Here is a 22,386-nt window from a genome sequence, read left to right as displayed (position 1 = left end):
TAAAACGCGATGCCGCTGTGGCGGGCATCGCGGTAGTCGGGCTTGGCGCCGACGGCGCCAAGCGCAAACGGCGGCCTAGGCCGCCAAGCCTTTTTTACGATTCACGCCCAGCACGGCCATCAGCCCGGCGCCGAACATCCACACCGCGGCCGGCAGCGGTACTCCGGAAATTGGGCCGGTATTCGGGCCGATGTCGATTGCGATCTGGGCCAGACTCATGCTGTGTTCGGCGCTGTTGAAGTCGAATGCGTAACTGGCCGCCGCGGTTGGCAGATCCCAGATCGCCAGATACTGGACCAGATCGACAGGGCCGAAAGAACTGGCATAGTTGGCCTCGAAATAGGTCGTGTCGACATAGGTCGGCGCAGCGCCGTTCAGCAAAATGCTGTCGTAATCCATTGGTACGCCCCAGGTTTCGAATTGCAGGGCTACGCGTAGCGGGCCTGACGCCGTGCTGCCGCTTAACGACGCGGTGAAGTCTTCAATGACGCTGAAGCTGTAGAGATTGCCCGACCCGGCGGCGAAGGTACCGGCATTCCAGGCGATATTGGCGTTGCTGGTGCCGGCGCTGCCGACATCGGGTGCGGCGGTGCGAGTGCCGGGATAGGTACTGTCAATAAAGGTATCCCATTCGGCGTAGAGCGTGCCGGCATCGCCGCGAGTCCAGCCGCCCCAAGTCGCTTCGGTGGGTGTGTCGAAACCGTAGCCGGCGGCGTAGGGATTCGGGCCGTTGGTGATATCCGCGAAGGCCGCGCCGGACAGCGATAACAGGCCGGCGATCAAAGTCAGTTGATGAGTCGTTTTCATAATGCTTTCCTATGCTTGATTGAATTAGCGTTGCTCTTCGCCGTGAAGACGCAGCGTTGGTTTTGCCAAAAATTGTTTCCGCCGCTTCGGCCCCGTGCCGGCGATCCGCGTCTGTGGTTGCGGTGGCGGAAATTTAAAAATCAATCCGGTTTTCCCGGCTCCGCAGCGGATTGCGCCGAGCGATTTACGCTGGCCGCATCCCGTGCTTGAAAGTCCACGACGTAGCGATACTGTTTGCCGCAGTAAATGATGACTTCCTTCTGGCCGCGTTTTAGCAGGCGCATTTCTACCCGCAAGTCGCCGTAACCGTCGTGATCCAGCAGATCGCCGAACAGGGTTTCCAGTTTGCGTTGGGCCGCCTGTTTGGCCCTGGCTGTTGTGCTCATCGGTTTGTCCTCGATCAAAATGCCAGTTTCATGGAGACGCCGAGGTTGCGGCCCGGCCGCGAATAGCGGTCTCCCCAATATTCCGAACTGGAGTAGCGGTTCAACGTGGCGTGCGGGTCGTTGCCGCGGGTGTTGATGTCTTCCCAGTCGAAATATTTCTTGTCCAGCAGATTGAACACCCCGACGTTGAAGCTGAGATGTTTGCCGGCGTTGTAGTAAGCGTTGAAATCGATAACGCCGTAACCGCTGGGCAGCAGCCGAGCTTTTGCTTCCACCTCGTCGGCGGGCTGCGGCAGGGTTGAGGCTTGTTTCGGGCCGACCAGGGTCAGAATCAACTCAGAGCCCCAGTCGCCGCCGGGCTGGTCGTAACTCAAACCGATGACGGCTTTCTTCGGGCTGATTTGTCTGAGTGCCTCGTCGTCGCTGCGCTGCGTCTCCAGGTTGATGCCCTGGGTATAAGAACCGCTGACCAGTAGGCTGGCGCCGGTTAGCACCGGTGTCAGCCAGTCCAGATTAAACCGGCTTTTGAATTCGATCCCCTGAATCCGGATCGGGTCGGCGCTGTTGACGTTTTGATACGTCAGGAAATTCAGCGGTGGACACAGGGATTTGACGGGATTACAGATGGTCTTTTGGTAAATGAATTGTTGGTAATCGTTGCGGTAAACGCTGATATCGAACTCTCCGGCCGCGCCCCGGCCGCGTAAGCCGGCTTCGGCTCCGATGCTGGTTTCCGGCTGTAAGTTGATATTGGGTATTGTGCTGTAACCGCCGGTGACGTTGGTGAAGCCCAAATTGCTTTCGCTGAAGTTGGGGCCGCGGAAACCGTGGCTGTATTGGCCGTGCACGCTGAAAATATCGGTGAGGTGCAGCAAGGCGCCGAACTTCGGCAGGAAGGCATGGGCGTCGATGATGCTGGGCACAATCGGATCGCCACCTTCCGCAACCGCGGCATCCGAGGCTTTTTGAAACAGGTAATCCACTTCCGGCAACAAGCGGAAATATTCGAAGCGGCCGCCCGGAATCAGTTCGATGCGTTTGTCGAGTAAGCCGATGTTATCCTCGATGTAAGCGCCGGCCTTGGTGACGGTGGACCGCGGAAAGTCGCGTACCGGAAAATCGTCCGGCGTAACCGCGTTGCTGATGCTGCCCTTGGCACAAACTAATGGATTAGGTGAACCGCTGAGGCAGGCACGGCTGCCGTCGCGTTGTTGTTCGATGCTGTTCTTGCTGATTTGGCCGCCGTATTGCAAGGCGTGCCGGGATTCGCCGAGCGTGAAATTTTTGTTCAATTTCAATTCGCCGCCGAAATCGTCGTTGGCGAAATCGAACAGTCGTGTGGTCAGCGTGTTACCTTCGTTTGCATTAGTGCGGTCCTGCAGGGTGACTTGGCCGGTGGCGGATTTTTGAGTGTAAAACTTCCACATGGCATCATCGACGAATGCCGTGTCCAGGTGCTTCAGGGTGTGGTCCAACGTCAGCCGCCAACGCGTTTGGGTATCGGTGGTCAGCATGCGGTTGACAAAGCGGCCGCTAAAGTCGGGCTCGCCCATGATGAACAGACTTTCGAGATCGGAACGGCTGTTCAGCCATTCGCCGCTCAGCCGCAAGATGTTGTCATCATCGAACCGGTACAGCAGTTTGGTCAGCAGGTTGTAATTGCCGTTGTCCTGCGGACTGGGCGCGGTACGAGTACTGCCCAGGGTTTCGACACTGCCCTTGTTGTCGGTTTCGTTGCTGGCCATGTGCGTGAATAGCGCCATGCTCTCCCAGCCGCCCAGCGCCCCGGCGAAGGTGGCGGTTTGGGTAAAGCCGTTATCGGTGGTGTTGTAGTTCAGTTTCAGGCCGGTGTAATAGTCCTTGCCGAACACGTTCAAGTAGTCGCGCGGGTCTTTGGTGACGAAATTGACCGTGCCGCCCATGGCGTCGCCGCCGTAAGCGGCCGGGCCGGCGCCGCGCACGATTTCCACCGCTTTCAGCGCATCCATGTCCACCGCGTTGCGAGTGGCGTTGGAGAACGAGCCGATACTGAAAGCTTCCGGCAGCCGCACGCCGTCGATCTGCATCAACACCCGGTTGCCGCCCAGGCCGCGGATCGTAAAACCGCTGGCGCCGAAGCGCTGCGGATCGTTACCGACGTTGACGCCGGGTTCGTAGCGGATCAAATCCTTGATATTACGGATCATGCGTTGCTCGATGGTTTTGGCGTCTATCGTCGATTGGGTGCCGGGCGGGGCGGCGGCCGGTTTTTCGGTTTGGGCTTTGACCGTGACGGTTTCCAGCTCGAGTTCTTCGGGCGCCTCGACGACTTCGGCTTCGACCGGCTCGGCCGCCAACGGCGTAGCGGCCAGCAGCCATAGCAGCGTGCACAGTGCGGCGCGGCTGCAAGTCTCGGCAGATTCGGCGCAGGCCGCATAGGGGCAGCGGCCGAGGGTTGTCGATGAGTAATTCAGTTTGGTTGCCATGGCATACAGTGGTTACTGCTGGCTGCCTGGCGCGACGGCTAGGGGGCTGGCGGGTTGTTTCGGTTGGTACTGCTTGCCGGCTATTCGGTGCCGGCTGTTAATTTATCCGTGTAGGGTGACATCCTTGTCGGCCGACGGGTCCTTGTCGGTGTCCTGCGCCGCGCAGCCAGGCGCCGGGCAGATCGGCGCGACGGCTGGCGGCATCGTTGCTACCAGTGCTCGGTTGTCCACCGCCGGCCGGTTTGCAGCGGCACGAAAGCGGTCGGCATGTGTCTTTGCCGGCTTTGGGATATCTGACGTAACGGCGTTTTACTGTTCATACCATGACAACGCGGCGTCCCTACCTCGCCTACGCCAGACATCCCAAAACCGGCAAAGGTCGGAATTTTGCGTACTATTTTTTCTCCGGCTCCGAGACGAAGCCGATCTTGCTGACGCCGGCATTCGCCGCGTCGGCCAGGGTTTCGGCGATAAAGTGGTAAGCCACGTTGCGGTCGGCGCGGATATGCACTTCCGGGGCGTCGGCTTGCTGGCCCAGCGGCTGCAAGCGTTGTTGCAATTGCTCGCGGCTGACGGCGTCCCGGTTCCAGAACAATTGGCCGTCGGCATTTATCGCCAGATTCACCGGCTCGACCGGTGTCGGCGGCTGCACCTGGCTGCTGGCTTTGGGCAGGTCGATTTTGACGCTGTGGGTCATCATCGGTGCGGTGATCATGAAGATCACCAACAGCACCAGCATCACGTCGATCAGCGGCACCATGTTGATTTCGGCCATCGAATGGCCGCCGGCTTTGTTTTGGTCGAAGTTGCCGAAGGCCATTATTCCGCTCCCACGCTAACCAGCGTCAGTTTTTGGGCGGGATTGGCCGGCGCCGCGCCGGATGCGATGGCCGAGCCGGTGGTCAGGAACGCGAACAGGTCGTGGGCGAAGGCGTCGAGTTGCGCCAGCAATACCCGGTTGGAGCGGACGCAATCGTTGTAGGCCAGTACGGCCGGAATCGCCACGGCCAAGCCCAGGCCGGTCATGATCAGTGCTTCGCCGACCGGGCCGGCGATTTGTTCCAGCGAACCCTGGCCGCTTTCGCCGATGCCGATCAAGGCGTGGTAAACACCCCAGACCGTGCCGAACAGGCCGACGAACGGCGCGGTGCTGGCGATCGAGGCCAGTACGGTCAGGCCCCATTCCAGCTTGGCGGTTTCCTCGTCGATGACCCGGCGCATGGCGCGGGTCAGGAATTCGCTGGCCGAACCGGCTTCCTGCAGGCGTTGTTTGCCGTGCTTGGCGTGGTGGCGGCTGGCGCTGATAGCGTGGTATGCCAGATGCGAAAACGGTTCGTCGTCGCGGTGTTGATGCAGCGAGTGCGCCACTTCGTCCAGCGAGGCGGCATTCCAGAATTGGTTCAGGAATTGTTTGCTGTTTCGCCGCGCCTGCAAGCCTTGCCAGGCCTTGACGGCGATGAAATACCAACTGGTGACCGACATCAACAGCAGTAGCCCGAACAGGGTTTGGCCGACGGTGTCGCTTTGCGACAAAAAATGACTGAGATTTTGGTTGAACGACATGGCTTTATCCCTCGAGGCTGAATGAAATCGGTACCACCACCCAAGCGGCGACCGCTTGTTCGGCGCGTTTGGCCGGCACGAAACGCCATTTTTTGACAGTTTCCTGCGCAGCGGCGTCCAGGCGTTCGTGGCCGCTGGTTTTGCGTAACGTGACTTGATCGACGTTGCCTTCGACGTTGACCAAAACCCGCAAGTAGACCTTGCCTTGTTCGCCCAATTGGCGCGAGATCGGCGGGTAGGCCGGCGGCGGGTTGTTCAGGTAGTCGGCGTTCAGATTGGGCAGGGTCAATGGCGCCTGATTGTTGTCGATTTCGCTGGTTTTGGCCGCGGCCGGTGCGGCTTCTGCTGTCGAAACGGCGGCAGGTGCCGGCCGTGCGGGTGCGGGTGCGGGCAGCGGTTCGGCCGGCAGGCTGATCGGCGAGGCGGTTTCGCTGGGCGTGGCCAGTATCGGTTTCGGTTTGGCAACCTGAGGCAAGGGTTTGGCTTTGGGTTTGACCGCTTCCGGTTTCGCTTGGGCGGCGGCCGGCGGCGGAGCCGGAGTAGGCGCTTTGGCGGCCGGTGCGGCGATCCAATTCACCATGATGGCCTGCGGCGGCGTGATTTTGGCTTCGGGCTGGCTGTCCGGAATCAGGCATAGACCGGCAATGTGCAAGGCAAGGACCAAGCTCAGACCGAGCCAATGGCCGGATGCTGAAGGCTGCGGCTGCGAACCGGCATGGCGGAACGCGGGTTGCCGTTGCGGACTGGTTGCTACGGCGATGGCTTGTAGAAAACACAGATTGACGGTCATATAGCCTCGACTATTGCGTGGGTTGGTTACGCTTGGCTGGCTACCGTCCGGTTGGCTGGCTATGCGGTACTACGGTTTATTTGGTCAAAATCAATTTGCCGTTGCTGGTGATGCGTAAGCGATATTCTTCGCCTTGGTGCTCGATAATCACTTCGCTCTGGGCGGCGAACAACTCGCGGGTACTGAGGCGCGGGCGGTTGGCGACGGTGGCGGCGATTCGAACGTCTTTGTTTTTAGGGTTAAGCTCATTCATAACAAGGTTCAGTGGTAAACGGCGGTTTGCCGCTGTTGCTGCTTAAGGTCTATCAATTGTTGGGTCACTCCTTGCCAGTGCATCAGTAGTTGTTGGTATAGCTCGCGGCTTTCGGACCGCGTTTGTGATTGCGGATGGGATAACAAATGGCCGAGCTGGCTGACGATTTGCTGCGACAGTTTCGGGCAGTGCCGGCCGCTGATGAACTGAGTCATCAACAGGCAGGTGGTCGCATGCAACCGGGTCAATTCCGCTTGTGATCCGGCCGTGGTTTCGGCTTCGTCCATAGAGACCTCGTTGTCAGGGTGCTAACCCGGCGGCCGCTTTACTGTTAGCGAGGACACCGGATTAACGGGCTTAAAAAACCGCATGCTCCAAGCGAGACCGAAGATGCGGAGATGCCACCGCGAGAGAAGCAATAGCATTTGATACAAATGATAATGATTCGCAATTATAAGTCAAGCAAAAATATATTCCTGCGCGAACGCTCGAGCCGGACGCGGCCGAAGGCAAGCGTCAGCGGATGAAAATTCGGGATGGATCGGGAGAGAGTGAGGTTTGCGCGCCGGCCGGACCAAAGCCGTAGAACGCCGGGAACTAGGACGCCCGCCGGCAAGACCCCGCTAGGGGCGGCTATCGAAGACGCGTAGGTCGAGGTTTGTCGGTTGGTCGCTGGCTTCCTGTAACCGGGCCTGGAATTGTTCCAGCGGCAGCGGCCGGCCGAACAGAAAGCCCTGGTAGAAATGGCAGCCGTGGGCTTTCAGAAAGGCGAGCTGTTCTTCGGTTTCGACGCCTTCGGCTAAGCACTCGATACCCAAATTGTCGGCCATGCCGATGATGGTCTGGACGATGACCGCGTCGTTTTGGCTCACGCCCAGATTGTGCACGAAGGAACGGTCGATTTTTAACTGATCGAACGGCAGCTTGGTCAGGTAATACAGCGACGAATAGCCGGTGCCGAAATCGTCCATCGAAAAACTGACGCCGCTTTCCCTGAGTTGCTGCATTTTGACGATGGTATCGTCGATATCGGCCAATACCAGGCTTTCGGTCAGTTCCAGTTTCAGGCGGCTGGGACAGAGTCCGTGACGCGCAATCGTCCGGCGGACCTGGGCGACGAAATCCGCCTGCCGAAATTGCGGCGCACTGACGTTGACCGCCAGTTGCAGGTTATCGAATCCGCTCCGGTCCGCCCAATGTTTCAACTGGGCACAGGCGCTATCCACCACCCAATTGCCGATCGGCACAATCAGCCCGGTTTCCTCGGCCAGCGGGATGAATTCCGCCGGCCCGACCAGACCGCGTTGCGGATGTTGCCAACGGATCAAGACTTCGGCACCGACAATGTTGCCGTCCTGGTCGACTTGCGGCTGAAAATAGAGCAGGAAACCGTTTTCTTCCAGTGCCCGGCGTAAGTCGTTTTCCAGCGCGGCTTTGGTCTCCAGCGCTTGTTGCATCGCCGGGTCGTAAAACTGCATGCTGTTGCGGCCGCTGCGTTTTGCCTGATACAGCGCGGTATCGATGCATTTCAGCAGCTCTTCTACCGTGGTATCCGGATCGCGAAACAAGCCGACGCCCATGCTGGCCGAGCAATGGTGCTCGTAGCCTTGCAGCGGGTAGGGACGGCTGATCGCCGTCAGGATTTTGCTGCCTATCATTTTGGTTTGGGCCGAAGCCTGCCCCGGATCGGCGTTAAGGCCGTTCAAAATCACGACGAACTCGTCGCCTCCCAGCCTGGCCACGGTGTCGCCTTCGCGTACGCTGTCTTCCAGACGGCGAGCCACTTCGACCAGCAACAAGTCGCCGTGGTTATGGCCTTTGGTGTCGTTCAGCGTCTTGAAATTGTCCAGATCGATGAAGAGCGCAGCCCCGTGGCTGGCGACGCGGGCGTTGGCGACGATGGCCTGATGCAGGCGGTCGTAAAGCAGGCGGCGGTTGGGCAGGCCGGTCAGCGGGTCGTAAAATGCCAGCCGCTCTATTTCGGCTTCGGCTTGTTGCTGGGCCCTGCGGCGGCTGAAGTTGTCCAACGCAATATCAATGTCGGTAGCCATTTCCAGCAACAGGTCGCGGGCGTCGGCGTCGAAAGCGTCCACTTCGTCGGCATACAACACGAACACGCCGGCGCCCTGGTGCAAGGGCAGAGCGGCAGACGCTTTCCAATTGGCTTTTAGCGCTTGGGCTCGCCATGGCAGCGTTAACGGATCGTTTTGAAAGTCCTGGCACCAATAAGGCCGTTGTTCGCGGATCGCAACGCTGGTGGGACTGCGGCTGAAGGTGCTGCCGGCGGTCAAGGCCATGTCGATGGTTTGCAGTTCGTCGGCGCCCTCGCCGAAACTGGCGCATGGGCGAAGCGCGCTCCGGTCGGCAGTCAGCAGGCCGACCCATGCCATCTTCATGCCGCCGAATTCCACCGCAGCCTGACAAACGCTGAGGAAAAGGTCTGCCTCGTCGGCGGACTGGACGATGGCTTTATTGCACCGGCTCAATGCGGCGTAGAGTTGCATGTGGCGCTGGATTTTGGCCTGGGCCGCCCGGCGTTCGCTAATGTCGCGGGCGATACCCAGCACGCCGATCAACTTGCCGTTTCGGTCCAGTACCGGAGTTTTCAGGGTTTCGAACAGGCCGCGGTAGCCGTTGTCGGCAAATTCCAGCCATTCCTCGTTGGCGCATACCTTGCCGGCCCGTACTGCTTTTTGGTCGTTGTCGCGGAAAAAGTCGGCCAGTTCGGCGGAGACGAAGTCGTGGTCGGTTTTGCCGACGATCTCGGCTTCGCCGGCACCGTACAGGCGTTCGAATTGGAGGTTACAGGTCAAATACACCCCGTTCGGGTCTTTCAGCCAGACCAGATCGGGAATGGTATCCAGCAGGGTGTGCAATTGGGTGTGGGCGGAAATGTAATCGTCCAGCGTGGTTCTGAGTTTTTGCTCGCTCTGGTACAGCTGGCTGCTGCGTTCCGCCACCGCCTCTTCCAGCCGGTTGCGCAGGCGTTCGATTTCCAGATGGGTCCGCACCCGCGCCAGCAGTTCTTCGCGCTGATAAGGCTTGGACACGTAGTCCACCGCCCCCAAATGGAAGCCTTGTACTTTTTCTTCGGTTTCCGACAGGGTACTGACGAAGATGACCGGCACTTGCCGCGTGGCCGGGTGCGCTTTCAGCCGACGGCAGACTTCGAAGCCGTCGATGCCGGGCATCATGATGTCCAACATCACCAGATCCGGCGGGTTGTCGAACGCCGATTCCAGTGCCAATTCGCCGTCGATGGCGGAGCGGACCTCGTAGCCTTCCGCCCGCAGCAGTTCCGACAACAGCTTCAGCGATGCCGGGGTGTCGTCGACGACAAGAATTCTGGATTGACGGCTGGTCATGTCGAATCGCCTCGATTGGCTCGCAATGCTTTCAATATCGCTGGATAGTTATAGTTTTCGGCCTGCAGCGCCAGTGCTGCGGCCAGTTGCTCATCATGCGCCCGGACTTGGCCGATGGCGTCGGCGATACGTTGGTTTTCCAGGCTTTTCAAGGCATTTTCCAGATCGTAGCGCACCGCAGCCGGCAGCTTGCTCAGGCTGTCCGTGCTGAAGGCCGGCGTCTCGGCGGCCGGCGCATTGGCACAGCGGTAACGTACCCCCAATTGCCGGGCCAGGCAATCGTAGATTTCGGCCGGATGGTAGGGCTTGCCGATAAATTCGTCCATGCCCGCTGCCAAAATTTCGTCGCGCTGTTCGGCAAATGCCGACGCCGACACACCGACGATTTTTACCGCATTGCCGCCCGGTAAGGCCCGAATGGTTTGGGTGGCTTCCAGACCGTCCATCACCGGCATTTGCCGATCCATCCAGATCAGGTGCGGTTTCCAACTTTGGAACAGTTCCACCCCGTCCCGGCCGTTTTCGGCCAATTTGACCTTGAAACCGACGGCTTCCAAGATCCAGGAAAGCAGCAGTTGATTGTCGGTCTGGTCTTCGACGATCAGAATCCGGTACTCCGGTTGGTCCGGCGCCAGCCCCAACACTTCGCGTTCGTCTGCCGCGGCCTGCTGAGCGGCGCCTTTGGCCGGTTCCGATATGCGTAGCGGCAGTTCGACTCGGAACAGCGATCCCTGGCCCTCGACGCTTTCTAGTCCGATACTGCCGTTCATCAATTGTACGAATTGGCGGGTGATGCTCAGGCCCAGACCGGTGCCTTTGCTCGCGGCGGTTTGGCCGATCTGGACGAAGGGTTCGAAGATGCGTTGCCGGTCTTGCTCGGCGATACCGACGCCGGTGTCTTCTACCTCTATCAGCAGGTGCGCAGTGGCGTTAAGTTTGCTGCGCAGGCGAACGGTGACGCCGCCCTTGAACGTGAATTTCAAAGCATTGCCGACCAGATTGATCAAGACTTGGCGTAAGCGGGATTGGTCGCCGACGATGAACTGCGGAAACGCCGATGCCGGATCGAGCGCCAGGCTGAGCCCTTTTTCGGTGGCGCGCGCGCGCATCATGTTCAGCACGTCGTCGACCATCGCCTGCAGGTCGAAAGTCGCTTCCGCCAACGGTACTTGGCCGGATTCGATTTTGGCCATTTCCAACACTTGGTTGATCAGGCTGAGGAGATGTTCGCCGCTACGATTGATGATGTCCAGATTGCGCAGATCGCGCTCCGCCAGTTGTGCGCTTTTACGCATCAGGCTGGAGAACCCCAGAATCGCGTTCAACGGTGTGCGCAGTTCGTGGCTCATATTAGCCAGGAATGCGCTCTTGGCTTTATTCGCAGTTTCCGCCGCATCTCGCGCCATTTGCAGTTCTTCGGTACGGTGCTGCACGGTTTCTTCCAAGCGGTCGCGGTAATGGCGCAGTTCTTCTTCGGTTCGCTTGCGCTGGCTGATGTCGCGGCAGATCGCCAAATTGTAAGTTTTGCCGTCGAACTCGAAAGCGTTGCCGGTGATTTCCACCGGAAACACGCGGCCTTGACGGGTGCAATGCATGGATTCGAACTGAATTTGCCGGTGTTCCAACAACTGCGGCCAGAATTCTCGCCACATTTCCGGCGTCCAAGTCGGGTCGATGTCGTACACGCTCATGCCCCCTGTCAATTCCGCGACACTGTAACCCAGGGTATGGGCTCCGCTTTGATTGACGTACAAAAACCGCGGGTCGTTTTCGCCCATCAGCAGGATGGTTTCCCTGACTTTGTCCAGTGCGAAGCTCAGCAATTGCAAACGCTGTTGCGCCTGTTTGCGTTCGGACAGATCATAAAACAAGCCGACGAAACCGCCGATACGGCCGCTTTCGTCGCGCAATGCCGTCACCGAAAGATTGACCGGCAAGCGGCTGCCATCGCTGCGGATAAACGTCCATTGGCGTTCTTCAGGCGAATGATATTGCGCCAGGGCAGTGAACACGCCGAAGTCCGGCGTTATGGTTTGGCCGAATTGCGCCGAGAGCTCGCCAGCGCACAGTTCGATCTCTTCGCTATCGTGCCACAACGCCGGTGTTGCCCGCCCGACCACCTCTGCGGCCGGGTAGCCCAACAGCCGTTCCGCGGCCGGGTTAAAACTGGTGACGATGCCGTCGCAGTTGGTGGATACGATACCGTGGGCGGCGTTGTCCAGAATAGTGCGTTGAAACAGGTTGAGCTGGTGCAAGGCGTCGTCGCGTTGTTGAATCGCCGCCATCATGGCGTTGAAATTGCGGCCGAGCCGGGCCAGTTCGTCGTTGCCGTCGGCCGGTACCCGTTGCCGGTAATCGGCTTCGGCTCGCACCCGCTCGGTGGCTTCGGTTAACGCCGCGATCGGCCTTACCACCGTGCGGCGCAAAACCATCAACTGGCTCCAGGTAACTCCCATCAGGATCAAGACCCCGGCGCCGAATAACCACAGGGTCTGACGCGTTTCGCGGTTCAATTGTTTCAGATTCATGCTCAGGCGCAGACGGGCGCCGCTGGGGAGGGTTTGCACCCAGTCGGCATGAGCCGGAGCCAGATAAATGCCGTCGCGGTTGTCGACGCCGGCGAAATTGGTTTCAGCCTGATTGCCGATCTGAGCCAGCAGTCGGCCGTCGCTGAGGACGATGTGTGCCCCCAGCAATTGCGGATTGTATTTCAGCGTATCCAGAATTTCCTGGGCGCGTTGGCCGTCCTCGAAAGCCACCGCGCTGTCGGTGCCGACCGCGATCAAGTCTGCGTAGGGTTCCATGATCTGATGGACCCGTTGCTCCAAAGTCAGGTTTTGATGTATCAGCAAACCGCCGCCGAGCAATATGAAGATCAAGACAGCCGATCCCCACAATATCAGAGATAGCCGGTGGTGAATGTTCAATCGCATCGGCATCGCTTACCTCATCCGGCGCAAGGCACCGTTGAACAGGACGCTGGTGGACACCTCCAGCATCTTGGTTTGAATGGTCAGCGAAACCGCTCGCGCTTGGTCCAGATTGATGCTCATGCCCACCCGGTCATCGACAACGAAGCCCACGACTCCGCCGGCGTCGAGAAAATCCGGCGCGTCGCCGATCGTCAATACCGGCTTGTTGCGCAATTCGGCGAGTGCTTGTTGGCGTTGCCAAGGCTCCGGGTAAGCAATGTAAACCAATTGGCAAGCCGGCAATTCCGCCGGCCGCTGGGCGCGAACGATGCGGAAGCCGCGGCCTTGCTCGGTGCGGTTGCGCAAGGTATCGTCCAGAATCTCGCCGAACGGGTCCGGACCGAGGATGCCGACGCACCAGGGGGCACCGTTGTCCGGCAAGGCTTGGTCCGGCCAGACCACATAATGGGCGAAATTGCGCAGAAAGGCGGCTTTGACCCGGTACGGGTTTTCCTGAGTCGAGGCCGGAGCCGGCGCTAACGCGCAGAGCAGCAGTGTCAGCAGGCCGAATGCCCGGATTCGGCCGGAGCCGCTATGCGAAAACTTGATGCCGTATTGCATGCTCGTGCCGCCGCAGTCAGTACTTGACCGAAAAGTTGACCATCAACTCTTGCGGTCGACCGCGGCTGCTCTGCGACGGCCGGTAATGTTCGTCGAGCAGGTTTTTGCCGATCAGGTCGACGCTGATGCTGTGGCCGCCCACTTGCCAGGTGTAACCGAGCAAGGCATTCAGTAGCGCATAGGTCTGGTAGGCCGAACTCGGCGTGTCCGGTAACAAGGTCTGGTCGAACACCAAGTTGACGCCACCGCCGATATGCAGCCCTTGCAGCGGGCCGGCGTCGAAATCGTAGCGGGTCCACAAATTGGCCAGATGCGGCGCGCTCATTTGTAGCGGCGCATTGTGAAAGCGCCACGCGTTCTTGTAATAGGCGCGGCCGGTCGCGTCCAGCGTGTTCGGATCCTGGGCCAGGATCGCGGCGTCGTTGCCGGTGAATTCGGTAATCCTGGCGTCCATGAAGCTGTAGGACAGGTACAACTGCCAGTTCTCGGCCAGCCTGGCCGTAGCGTCCCATTCGATACCGCGCGAGCGCTGCTTGCCGGTGGGGACGCCGTAGATGGTGGTGATACCCAAGCCGTCGGTCACGGCCAGATCGTTGACGATGTTTTTGTTTTCGATGTCGAAGAAGGTCAGCGTGCTCGACAGGCGGCCGCCGAACAGCTCGGCTTTCAGGCCGATGTCGACCCCGCGGCCTTCGCTCGGTTCGGGGATGCCGCGGCTGCCGTCCAGGTTGTTGACCAAAAACGTGGCGGGAACGAAGGATTCGGCATAGGTGGCGAAGGCGGTCCATTCCGGCGTGATTTTGTAGAGCAGGCCGTACTGGGGCGTGAGTTTGCTGACGCTGGTTTGCGGTTGGGCGACATTGGTCAGACCGTCGCTGACTTGGCTGGTCGTGGAAGTCCAGCGCCAGCCGGCCAAAGCCAGTAGCCGGTCGCCGAACAGGCCCAGGGTGCCGCCGCCGTAAACCGATTTGTCAACGGCGCCGACGTCCTGGTTGAAGCGGCCGGCGGTCAAGGCCGCTAGCGGAATCGCGGTATTCCGGTTCCAGGTTGCCGGGTTGCCCAAGTCCCACCGCGGTAGCGGCGAGGCGATCGGGTTGTTGCCCAAGGCCGGATCGTTCGGCGCCTGGCCGGCATTGCGGTGGAAATTGCGGTCGACATACTGGCCGCCGAGCAACAAGCGCAGGCTGGCGAAACCCAGGTCGTATTTACCGACGCCCTGAATTTCGACGGTGTCGTCGCGGTTGGTATAGTTTTGCAGCCGGACCCGCCGGCCTTGTATTAGCGTGGCGTTGTTCGACATCCCCAGGTTGCCGCTGAACACGGCTTCGATATCGTATTCCAGATGCGAATAGCCGGCGCGCAGATTCCAGTGTTCGTCGGCTTTGACGTCGATCCAACTGCTGAAATTATTGGTTTTGCTGTGGCGGAAGTCGCTGTAGGCCATGCTGTTCCAGGTGTCCGCCAGCCCCGGCACGTCGACGCCGGACAGGTTCGGGTCCGCCGTGCTGGGGATCAGTCCGGCCCAGGTGCTGTAGCCGGGTTTTTGCATCAATTGCGGTTCTTCGATCTTTTCGAAGTGTTCGAATTTCAGCGAGACGCTGAGCCGGTCGCTAGGCTGCCACAGCAGCGAAGGCGAGAGGTTCCAGGAATGGGCGTCGTAAGCGTCCCAGTAATGCATGTCCTGGTCGTAGGACGCCGCCAGGCGGTAGGCCAGCGTGGCGGAGGCCGGGCCGGTGACGTCGGCATCGAAGCGGTATTCGCCGTAAGAGCCGTAGCGGGCGTCGGCGCTGGCGGCAAACCGGCGCTGCGGTTGTTTGGTGATGACGTTGACGATGCCGCCCGGCGCGACCTGACCGTATAAAAACGAGGCAGGGCCTTTAACCACCTCGACCCGCGAAATATTGGTGAAGTCGAATATCGACGGGCCGTGCACGCCGTCACGCAGGATCTGGATATTGCCGCCGGCCAGCGAGCCCACGGTGAAGCCGCGGATGGCCAGATTGGCATTGCCTTCGTTGAAATCGTTGCTGCGGTAGGTGACGCCGGGCGAATAGCGGGCGATATCGAAAATGTCGCGCGGTTTCTGGTCGGCAATGAACGACTCGGTGAAGGCCTGCAAAGCGAACGGCAGCTCGCGAATCGGCGCATCGAAACGGGAGCCGGATACCGAATTGGAGGCGCTGTAACCGCGGTCGAGTTGGCTGGACACTTCGAACGGCGAGACCTTGACGCCGACCAGTTCGTCGATGTCCATGTCGGCGACGCTTTTGGTTGTTGCTGCCGGTTCCGGGGCAGATGCCGGCCGATAAACCTCGCCGACTTCCGCGCTCGTTTTCGCCGTCGGCGCGACCCCGAGCGCCAAACCGGTCGCAACCGCGCCAAGTCCACCTAATCTTGGCCAACGTCGCGTCATATTTGAGCCTCCCCAACAGCGGTTAGTCAACGTTGCCGTCCGGTTTGGCCGATCAAATTCCTCCAGTCGCTACCCGCTCGGGCAGGGCGATCTGACGCATGATAGCACGGGGGCGCCGCAACGGATTACTGTTGCACCCGGCTTGCGGTTTACACCGTAAACCGGTCACAGCATATAGCGCCGCCACAGCCGCTCGACTTCGCCGCGCAATTCGGCAAACTCGGCGCCGTCTGCGGTGGCGCTGAGCCCTTGCAGGACCTGGTGATGGCCGTAATCCCGGTAAGCGCAGTAGGCTTGCTTCAGCAAGTCTGCGTCGGCGGCCGGCATCAAACCGTGCTGTTGCAAGCCTGCTAACAGACGCACGTTGTCGGTGTAGGTGGCAAGGTCAGGATAGTGTGAGGTGCCGGCCAGAATCGAGTATTGGACGATGAATTCGATGTCGGCGATGCCGCCGGCACTGTGTTTCAGGTCGAATACCGCGGGGTCTTTCGGCGCCAGGTTGTCGCGCATCTTTTCCCGCATTTCCCGCACCTGGGTCTGCAATTCGGCCGAATCGCGCGGCAGCGCCAGAATCCGGGCCCGAATCGCTTCGTAATCGGTTTGCAAATGCTTGTCGCCGGCCACGAAACGGCCGCGCACCAGGGCCTGGTGTTCCCAGGTCCAGGCTTGGTCCCGCAGATAGGCTTCGTAGTGGCCGATATGGGTTACGAGCAAGCCGGAGTCGCCATTCGGCCGCAGCCGCAGGTCGGCCTCGTACAAGACGCCGGACAGCATCTTGGTATCCAGGATATGGCGGATTTTCTGGCCCAGCCGTAAATAGAACTGGGCCGTGCCGATCGGTTTTTCGCCGTCGGTGGTAGCGTTGCCGTCGGCGCAATCGTACAGAAACACAAGGTCCAGGTCGGAGCCGTAACCGAGCTCGATGCCGCCGAATTTGCCGAACGCAATCACGGCGAAAGCGGCCGGACCCGGGCCGGTGCCGGGCGGGCAGCCGTATTTGGCGGCCAGCATGTGCCAGGCGCGTTCCAATACCTGCTCCAGAATCGCTTCGGCGATCCAGGTCAGATAGTCACTGACGATCATCACCGGAATCGCGTCCATGATGTCGGCGGCGGCGACCCGCAACACGTTCAGGTGTTTGAACTGGCGCAGCGCGATCATCAGCTGTTCGCCGTCCTGTTGGTCGACTTTATTCAGCGCCCGCTGCAAGTCTTCGCGCAAGGCCTGTTTCTGCAACGGCTCGTACAGCGAGCGGGTGTCCAGCAGTTCGTCGAACAAGATCGGATACTGTGCCAGATACTCGCAGATCCAGGGACTGGCCGCGGCCAGCGTGATCAGTTGTTGCAAGGCATCGGGATTTTCCGCCAGCAAGGCCAGATAGACGTTACGGCCGGATACGGCTTCGAACAGTTGCAAGATCCGCAGCAAGGTGGTGTCGGCATGCTCGCTGCCGGCAACCTGTTCGATCAGCTTCGGCATCAGCCGGTCCAGCACGCCGGCGCCTTTGGCGGTCATGCGTTTTACTGCGTGGGAGTCCTTGAAATCGGCGACGGCTTTTTGCATGGCCAGCGGGTCGGCGAAACCGTAATCGGCCAGCGCCTCCAGCGCCTGTTCGTCGTCGGCCCCGGCGGTCCAGATCAGGCGCGCGCTTTGCCGCTTGTTGTCCTGGTCGCTGAGCGAGAACACCTGTTCGAAAATTTCGTGGACCGAGGCGCGCACCCGATCCAGTTCCTGCTTGAATTCCTGCCAGTCGGCGAAATCCAGCGAATAGGCCAGCAGCAGCTGCGCCCGCGGCTCGGCGGGCAAATCGTGGGTTTGTTTGTCCTGGTATTCCTGGATGTGGTTTTCCACCCGGCGCAGAAAGCGGTAACCGAATTTCAGCGTGGCGACGTCGTCGTCGCCCATCAATTGCAAATCGCGCAGTACGTCCAATACGGTCTGGATTTCCCGTTGCTGCAGCGCGACGTCCTGGCCGCCGCGGATCAGTTGGAAGGCCTGGCCGATGAACTCCACTTCGCGGATACCGCCGGGGCCGAGCTTGACGTTTTCCATCCGGTCTTTGCGCCGCAATTCCTGCGTGATCTGGAATTTCAACGAACGCAATTCTTCGAAGGCGCCGTAGTCCAGATAGCGCCGGTAAACGAAGGGTTTGATCATCGCCGCCAGTTGCTTGCCGCTGACGAAATCGCCCGCCACTTGGCGCGCCTTGATCATCGCGTAGCGTTCCCATTCCCGAGCTTGGGTCAGGTAATACTGTTCCATGCCGTCGAAGTTCATGATCAACGGGCCGCTGTCGCCGAACGGCCGCAACCGGACGTCGGTGCGGAAAACGAAACCGTCCACGGTGATTTCGTCCAGCATTTTCACCAGCGAGCGGCAGAGACGGGTGAAGAATTCCTCGTAGCTGATTTCCTTTTTGCCGTTCAATACTCCGTCCTCGGCATAGGCGAAAATCAGATCGATGTCGGACGAGTAATTCAGCTCCCAAGCGCCGAGTTTGCCCATGCCGAGCACGACGATATTGAACGCGGTGCCGTCGGCCAGCGTCGGCGTGCCCCAGCGCTGGCAGGCCTGGCGGTATAAAAAATCCAGCGCGGTCTGGATACAGGTTTCCGCTAGTGCGGTCAGATCGGCCAGGGTTTCGTCCAGATCGGACCAGCCGGCCAGATCGCGCCAGGCGATTCTGACCATTTCCCGGCGCCGAAACAGCCGCAACGCGCGGGCCAGAGTCGGTTCAGAATCGGCCGAGACCACGCTCGGCGCCAGCGCGGCGGCGTAGTCCTGCCGGCGTAGCGGGGCGAACAGGTCGCCCGAGTCGACCAGTTCCGGCAGCAGGCCGGGGTGGCGCAGCCAGTTGTCGCTGATGAACTGGCTGCAGGCGCAAACCTTCAATACCGAAGCGCGGAAGCTGTCGTCGCCGAATGCGGCCAGATGCTCGGGGCTAGAAACCTCGGCCAGTCTGGCGCAAAAATCGCCGGCCCAGGCTTGCAATTCATCGGGTAAATGCGCCGAATGCTGCGACAACGTATCGAAAAGCGTCATTGGCCGGTTCCTGTAGTTGTAAACGGAAGGGCATGATACCTAAACTGCCGAGGTCTGAATAACAATATCCACACTATGATTAAGGCATGTTTCCGCAGTGTTTTCCCGGCATTCCGGTGTTGACGCTTTGCGCCTGCACGCAGCCAGCCCAAAGGGGGCTTTCACCATGAAAAAAATTTACCCGATACTCGTTTTATCCGCGGCAGTGGCGGCCTGTTCGGCGCCGGAGCCAAAAAGCCTGAGTAGCTCAAGCGGTTGGAGCCAAACCGGAACGCCGGCCCTGCATGCGGTTCGCGACGGCAAATTACGCGAACTGATGGATCGAATGGACAGCCTGATGCATGAGCGATTTATGACCGAGACCCAAATCGATGCCGAGCGGCGCAAGTACGCGCGGCAGATTGCCGAGACTGCGCATAGCCTGTCGGCGAACGTCGACGCTATCATCGCCAGCCTGCCCGGTCTGAACCTGACCGCTGACGAACAAACCGCGTTTCGGGCGTTGGCGGCAAAACTGCGCAGCGAAATGGGCTTGTTGCAACAGCAAGCCGAATCGAATCGTATCGATCAAATCAGCGACAACCTGCATGAAATCAACACCACCTGTACCTCGTGCCACGCCTTGTTCCGCAAACTGGGAGGTTAGTGTGAGTAGAGCGGGCAATTTTTTACTGAAATTGGCGGCGCTGCTTGCCTTGTGCGGAGCGTTGTCCGGTTCGGCGGCAGCGGACGACGACATCAAGGCTCTATTGGGCGCGATGAGCCGGCAGATCGAGGACTTGAAACAACAGGTGGCGCAGTCCAATCAGCGCATCGGCCAGTTGGAGCAGGCGCTGAAGGTCTATAAAAGCGAGCAGCAATCGCCACAAGCCAATTTGGTCGGGGCTGCGGGCGTTCAGCCAGTACCGGCCTCGGCCGCCGGCGCCGGTAATTCCAAGGAAAAAGCGGTTGTAACGGTTGGCGATACTAAAGGCACATTCAAAATTCCGGGGACCGATACTTCGTTAGGTCTGGGCGGTTTTGTCAAAACCGACCTGCTGTTCAACAGCGTCAGCGCCGGTCGCGACCGTTTGGGCGACCAGCAATTGGCCATGTCGCAAATTCCGGTCGGCGCTGCCGGCGAACGCGGGCAGGTTACTTTTCTAGCCAAGGAAAGCCGTTTGTGGTTCAAGTCGTTTACGCCGAGTGAGTGGGGCGACGTCAATACCTTCGTCGAACTGGATTTTTACGGCGATCCGGCCACCTATAGTTATACGCCGCGCTTGCGCCATGCCTACGGTTCGTTCGGCCATCTGCTGGCCGGCCAAACCTGGACTACGTTTTTGAACGCGTCGGCTTTGCCCGACAACCTGGATGTGGGCGGCTCGGCCGGCGCCCTGGCTAGTCTGCGTCAGCCTCTGGTGCGCTGGACCGAGCCGTTTACCTGGCTGGATACGCCGATGGAAGGGCTATTGGCGCTGGAAACGCCGCGCAGCCGGCTATGGGTGGATAACCATCTGGAAACGGGAAGCGCGAACCGGGCGGCGGCCGGCGATCCGAATCTGGATGCCGCCTATTGGACGACACCGAACGCGGATCGCTATCCGGATTTGGTTGCTCGCCTGAATTTGAATCCGGAATGGGGCAACATGTCGCTGGCCGCATTGGGCAGGCAGTTGCGTTACACCAATAGCAGCAACGGTTATCGCCAGGATGCTTGGGGCGGCGGTGTCAATTTATCCGGCAGGATCAATACCTTCGGCCTGGATAACATCCGTTTCATGGTGCATTACGGCAAGGGCGATGCTCGTTACGTGTCGACAACCAACACCTTCGCCGATGCGGCGCTGGATAGCCACGGTGCGATAGAGTTGTCGGAGAGCTACGGCGCTATGCTGGCCTACCAGCATTGGTGGGACAAACAATGGCGTTCCAGCCTGACTTACGGCTTCGCCCAAACCGACTATCCGCGCTATGCCAATCCGGTATTGACCCGGCAGGTGCAATCGCTGCACGCGAATTTGTTATGGAGCCCGGTCAGCCAGGCCATGCTGGGCGTGGAATACACCTATGCCGACCGGGAATTGATCGACGGCCGCGACGGCGTGCTGCAACGGGTGCAGTTTTCGGCGAAATATAGTTTCTGAGGTGGGCAAGTTGGCCCAGCGTTTGAGCCTGTAATAAGTCGGAGCCGAAATGTCGCGGCGGATCAGCCCCGCAACAACGGCGATTGCAGGATCAGCGCTGCCGTAATCAGCACCGCGGCGCCGAAGATGGCGCGCAGGGTGCGGGTGTTGTTGCGCTTGAGTTGTTTGCGCAGTTGGATCATTTCCTTTTGCTGGTGTTGCAATTGCTGCTGCATATGCGCGGCGCTTTGCAGGGCTTGAAACACCAGGCCCGGCACTTCCGGCAGTTGTTCGCCGATTTCCGGAAACTTGCCCAGCAATTCCTTGAGTTTCTTTTCCGGACCGATGCGTTGTTTGAACCAGTTTTCCAGGAACGGCTTGGCGGTTTGCCACAGGTCCAATTCCGGATAAAGCTGGCGGCCCAGGCCTTCGATGTTGAGCAGGGTTTTTTGCAGTAACACCAGTTGCGGTTGTACCACCATGTCGAAACGGCGCGCGGTCTGGAACAGGCGCAGCAACAGCAGGCCGAAAGAAATGTCCTTCAACGGCTTTTCGAAAATCGGTTCGCATACCGCGCGGATCGCCGCTTCGAATTCCTCAATCCGGGTGGTTGGCGGCACCCAGCCCGATTCGATGTGCATTTTCGCCACTTTCCGGTAGTCGTGATTGAAAAACGCCAGAAAGTTTTCGGCCAGATAACGCTGGTCGCTGTCCGACAAGCTGCCGACGATACCGAAATCCACGGCCAGGTATTTATCCGGCAGTTGCACGAAAATGTTGCCGGGATGCATGTCGGCATGAAAGAAATTGTCGCGGAACACCTGGGTGAAGAAAATTTCGACGCCGCGCTCGGCCAGCTTTTTGAAATCGGCCCCGCCGCGGCGCAAGGCATCGATATCGCCGACCGGGACGCCGTAGATGCGTTCCATCACCAGTACTTTCCGCCGGGTCAACGGCCAATGGATTTCCGGGATGTACAGCATCTCCGAGTTTTTGAAATTGGCGCGGATCGCGCTGGCGTTGGCGGCTTCGCGGACCAGATCCAGTTCGTCGAGTATGGTTTTCTCGAATTCGGCAACGATTTCCATTGCCCGCAGCCGGCGGGCGTCGGCCCAGAAGCGTTCGGCCAGACGGGCCAATTCGTACAACAAGCCGACGTCGGAATGGATTTTGTCTTCGATGTCGGGCCGCAATACTTTGACGATGACTTTCTCGCCGCTGGGTAGCGTCGCGGTATGGACTTGGGCCACCGAGGCCGAGGCCAGCGGCGTCGAGTCGAATTCGGCGAACGCTTCCTCTATCGATTGGCCGAGCTGTTGTTCGATGATTTTGCGGGCAGTGTCGATCGAGAACGGCGGCACCCGGTCCTGCAATTTGACCAATTCTTCGGCGATGTCTTCCGGCAGCAAATCCTTGCGGGTCGACAGGGTCTGGCCGAATTTGACGTAAATCGGCCCCAGGTCTTCCAGGGTGCGACGGATACGCACGCCGCGCGGTTCGCGCGAGTTGCGGGTCCAGTAATTCGGCGAAAAGAACGCCAGAAACCGGATCGGTCGGAATAGATGAGTTCTGAGTACGATTTCGTCCAGACCGTGAAACATCATCACCCAATTGATATGCATCAGGCGTAGCAGTATTTTGGGGCGAATCACGATGTCGGTCCT

General features: G+C 59.6%; 16 protein-coding genes. 2 read left to right on the top strand and 14 right to left on the bottom strand.

Translation table 11 applies throughout. From position 1 onward, the window contains the following. Positions 1-75: 75 nt before the first annotated feature. The 13 genes from PL263_RS11370 to glnE form a co-directional block, all read right to left on the bottom strand. The gene (locus PL263_RS11370; RefSeq protein WP_278209505.1) at positions 76-807 is read right to left on the bottom strand and encodes a VPLPA-CTERM sorting domain-containing protein; all 732 of its coding nucleotides are present in this window, start codon (positions 805-807) and stop codon (positions 76-78) included. 140 nt (positions 808-947) lie between these two features. Next, positions 948-1,193 carry a hypothetical protein gene (locus PL263_RS11365; protein WP_256610225.1) on the bottom strand — a complete coding sequence of 82 codons (246 nt, stop codon included), beginning with the start codon at positions 1,191-1,193 and terminating at the stop codon, positions 948-950. Positions 1,194-1,207: 14 nt separating this feature from the next. After that, complete coding sequence (locus PL263_RS11360) at positions 1,208-3,658, bottom strand: TonB-dependent hemoglobin/transferrin/lactoferrin family receptor (protein ID WP_278209504.1); 2,451 nt, start codon at positions 3,656-3,658, stop codon at positions 1,208-1,210. Between the two features lie 394 nt (positions 3,659-4,052). Then, the gene (locus tag PL263_RS11355; RefSeq protein ID WP_140910836.1) at positions 4,053-4,478 is read right to left on the bottom strand and encodes a biopolymer transporter ExbD; all 426 of its coding nucleotides are present in this window, start codon (positions 4,476-4,478) and stop codon (positions 4,053-4,055) included. Further along, positions 4,478-5,221: a MotA/TolQ/ExbB proton channel family protein gene (locus PL263_RS11350; RefSeq protein ID WP_278209503.1), complete on the bottom strand. Its 744-nt coding sequence runs from the start codon at positions 5,219-5,221 to the stop codon at positions 4,478-4,480. Before PL263_RS11350 ends, PL263_RS11355 begins: the two co-directional genes overlap by 1 nt. Positions 5,222-5,225: 4 nt before the next feature. Further along, positions 5,226-6,011 (bottom strand): energy transducer TonB, encoded by a 786-nt coding sequence (locus PL263_RS11345; protein ID WP_278209502.1) that lies wholly within the window; start codon positions 6,009-6,011, stop codon positions 5,226-5,228. 76 nt (positions 6,012-6,087) lie between these two features. Then, the gene (locus tag PL263_RS11340) at positions 6,088-6,264 is read right to left on the bottom strand and encodes a hemin uptake protein HemP (RefSeq protein WP_278209501.1); all 177 of its coding nucleotides are present in this window, start codon (positions 6,262-6,264) and stop codon (positions 6,088-6,090) included. 8 nt (positions 6,265-6,272) lie between these two features. Beyond that, positions 6,273-6,551 (bottom strand): hypothetical protein, encoded by a 279-nt coding sequence (locus PL263_RS11335; protein ID WP_278209500.1) that lies wholly within the window; start codon positions 6,549-6,551, stop codon positions 6,273-6,275. 336 nt (positions 6,552-6,887) lie between these two features. Beyond that, on the bottom strand, positions 6,888-9,629 hold the full coding sequence (locus tag PL263_RS11330) for an EAL domain-containing protein (RefSeq protein WP_278209499.1): 2,742 nt from the start codon (positions 9,627-9,629) through the stop codon (positions 6,888-6,890). Continuing rightward, positions 9,626-12,562 carry a PAS domain S-box protein gene (locus tag PL263_RS11325; protein WP_278209498.1) on the bottom strand — a complete coding sequence of 979 codons (2,937 nt, stop codon included), beginning with the start codon at positions 12,560-12,562 and terminating at the stop codon, positions 9,626-9,628. The genes PL263_RS11330 and PL263_RS11325 overlap by 4 nt, the downstream gene beginning before the upstream one ends. Positions 12,563-12,571: 9 nt before the next feature. Next, positions 12,572-13,162: a YfiR family protein gene (locus PL263_RS11320; RefSeq protein WP_140910829.1), complete on the bottom strand. Its 591-nt coding sequence runs from the start codon at positions 13,160-13,162 to the stop codon at positions 12,572-12,574. Between the two features lie 16 nt (positions 13,163-13,178). Then, positions 13,179-15,575, bottom strand: coding sequence for a TonB-dependent receptor (locus PL263_RS11315; RefSeq protein WP_278209497.1), 2,397 nt, complete (start codon positions 15,573-15,575; stop codon positions 13,179-13,181). Positions 15,576-15,740: 165 nt separating this feature from the next. Further along, on the bottom strand, positions 15,741-18,617 hold the full coding sequence (gene glnE / locus PL263_RS11310; protein ID WP_278209496.1) for a bifunctional [glutamate--ammonia ligase]-adenylyl-L-tyrosine phosphorylase/[glutamate--ammonia-ligase] adenylyltransferase: 2,877 nt from the start codon (positions 18,615-18,617) through the stop codon (positions 15,741-15,743). 166 nt (positions 18,618-18,783) lie between these two features. Between glnE and PL263_RS11305 the strand changes: the two genes are divergently transcribed. Beyond that, a complete protein-coding gene (locus PL263_RS11305) occupies positions 18,784-19,263 on the top strand; it encodes a cytochrome c (protein ID WP_278209495.1) in 480 nt (159 codons plus the stop codon). Position 19,264: 1 nt separating this feature from the next. After that, entirely contained in the window at positions 19,265-20,743 is a 1,479-nt protein-coding gene (locus tag PL263_RS11300) for a DcaP family trimeric outer membrane transporter (RefSeq protein ID WP_278209494.1), read from the top strand. Positions 20,744-20,805: 62 nt separating this feature from the next. Here PL263_RS11300 and ubiB read toward each other — a convergent pair whose 3' ends face one another. Beyond that, a complete protein-coding gene (gene ubiB, locus PL263_RS11295; protein ID WP_278209493.1) occupies positions 20,806-22,374 on the bottom strand; it encodes a ubiquinone biosynthesis regulatory protein kinase UbiB in 1,569 nt (522 codons plus the stop codon). Positions 22,375-22,386 lie beyond the last annotated feature (12 nt).

Source organism: Methylomonas sp. EFPC3, assembly GCF_029643245.1.
GTDB lineage: Bacteria > Pseudomonadota > Gammaproteobacteria > Methylococcales > Methylomonadaceae > Methylomonas > Methylomonas koyamae_B.
This window is presented reverse-complemented; position numbering and strand designations above follow the sequence as displayed.

Coding starts and splice junctions, on each gene's coding strand:
- PL263_RS11370 (WP_278209505.1), bottom strand. CDS start 807: ATGAAAACGACTCATCAACTGACTTTGATCGCCGGCCTGTTATCGCTG.
- PL263_RS11365 (WP_256610225.1), bottom strand. CDS start 1,193: ATGAGCACAACAGCCAGGGCCAAACAGGCGGCCCAACGCAAACTGGAA.
- PL263_RS11360 (WP_278209504.1), bottom strand. CDS start 3,658: ATGGCAACCAAACTGAATTACTCATCGACAACCCTCGGCCGCTGCCCC.
- PL263_RS11355 (WP_140910836.1), bottom strand. CDS start 4,478: ATGGCCTTCGGCAACTTCGACCAAAACAAAGCCGGCGGCCATTCGATG.
- PL263_RS11350 (WP_278209503.1), bottom strand. CDS start 5,221: ATGTCGTTCAACCAAAATCTCAGTCATTTTTTGTCGCAAAGCGACACC.
- PL263_RS11345 (WP_278209502.1), bottom strand. CDS start 6,011: ATGACCGTCAATCTGTGTTTTCTACAAGCCATCGCCGTAGCAACCAGT.
- PL263_RS11340 (WP_278209501.1), bottom strand. CDS start 6,264: ATGAATGAGCTTAACCCTAAAAACAAAGACGTTCGAATCGCCGCCACC.
- PL263_RS11335 (WP_278209500.1), bottom strand. CDS start 6,551: ATGGACGAAGCCGAAACCACGGCCGGATCACAAGCGGAATTGACCCGG.
- PL263_RS11330 (WP_278209499.1), bottom strand. CDS start 9,629: ATGACCAGCCGTCAATCCAGAATTCTTGTCGTCGACGACACCCCGGCA.
- PL263_RS11325 (WP_278209498.1), bottom strand. CDS start 12,562: ATGCGATTGAACATTCACCACCGGCTATCTCTGATATTGTGGGGATCG.
- PL263_RS11320 (WP_140910829.1), bottom strand. CDS start 13,162: ATGCAATACGGCATCAAGTTTTCGCATAGCGGCTCCGGCCGAATCCGG.
- PL263_RS11315 (WP_278209497.1), bottom strand. CDS start 15,575: ATGACGCGACGTTGGCCAAGATTAGGTGGACTTGGCGCGGTTGCGACC.
- glnE (WP_278209496.1), bottom strand. CDS start 18,617: ATGACGCTTTTCGATACGTTGTCGCAGCATTCGGCGCATTTACCCGAT.
- PL263_RS11305 (WP_278209495.1), top strand. CDS start 18,784: ATGAAAAAAATTTACCCGATACTCGTTTTATCCGCGGCAGTGGCGGCC.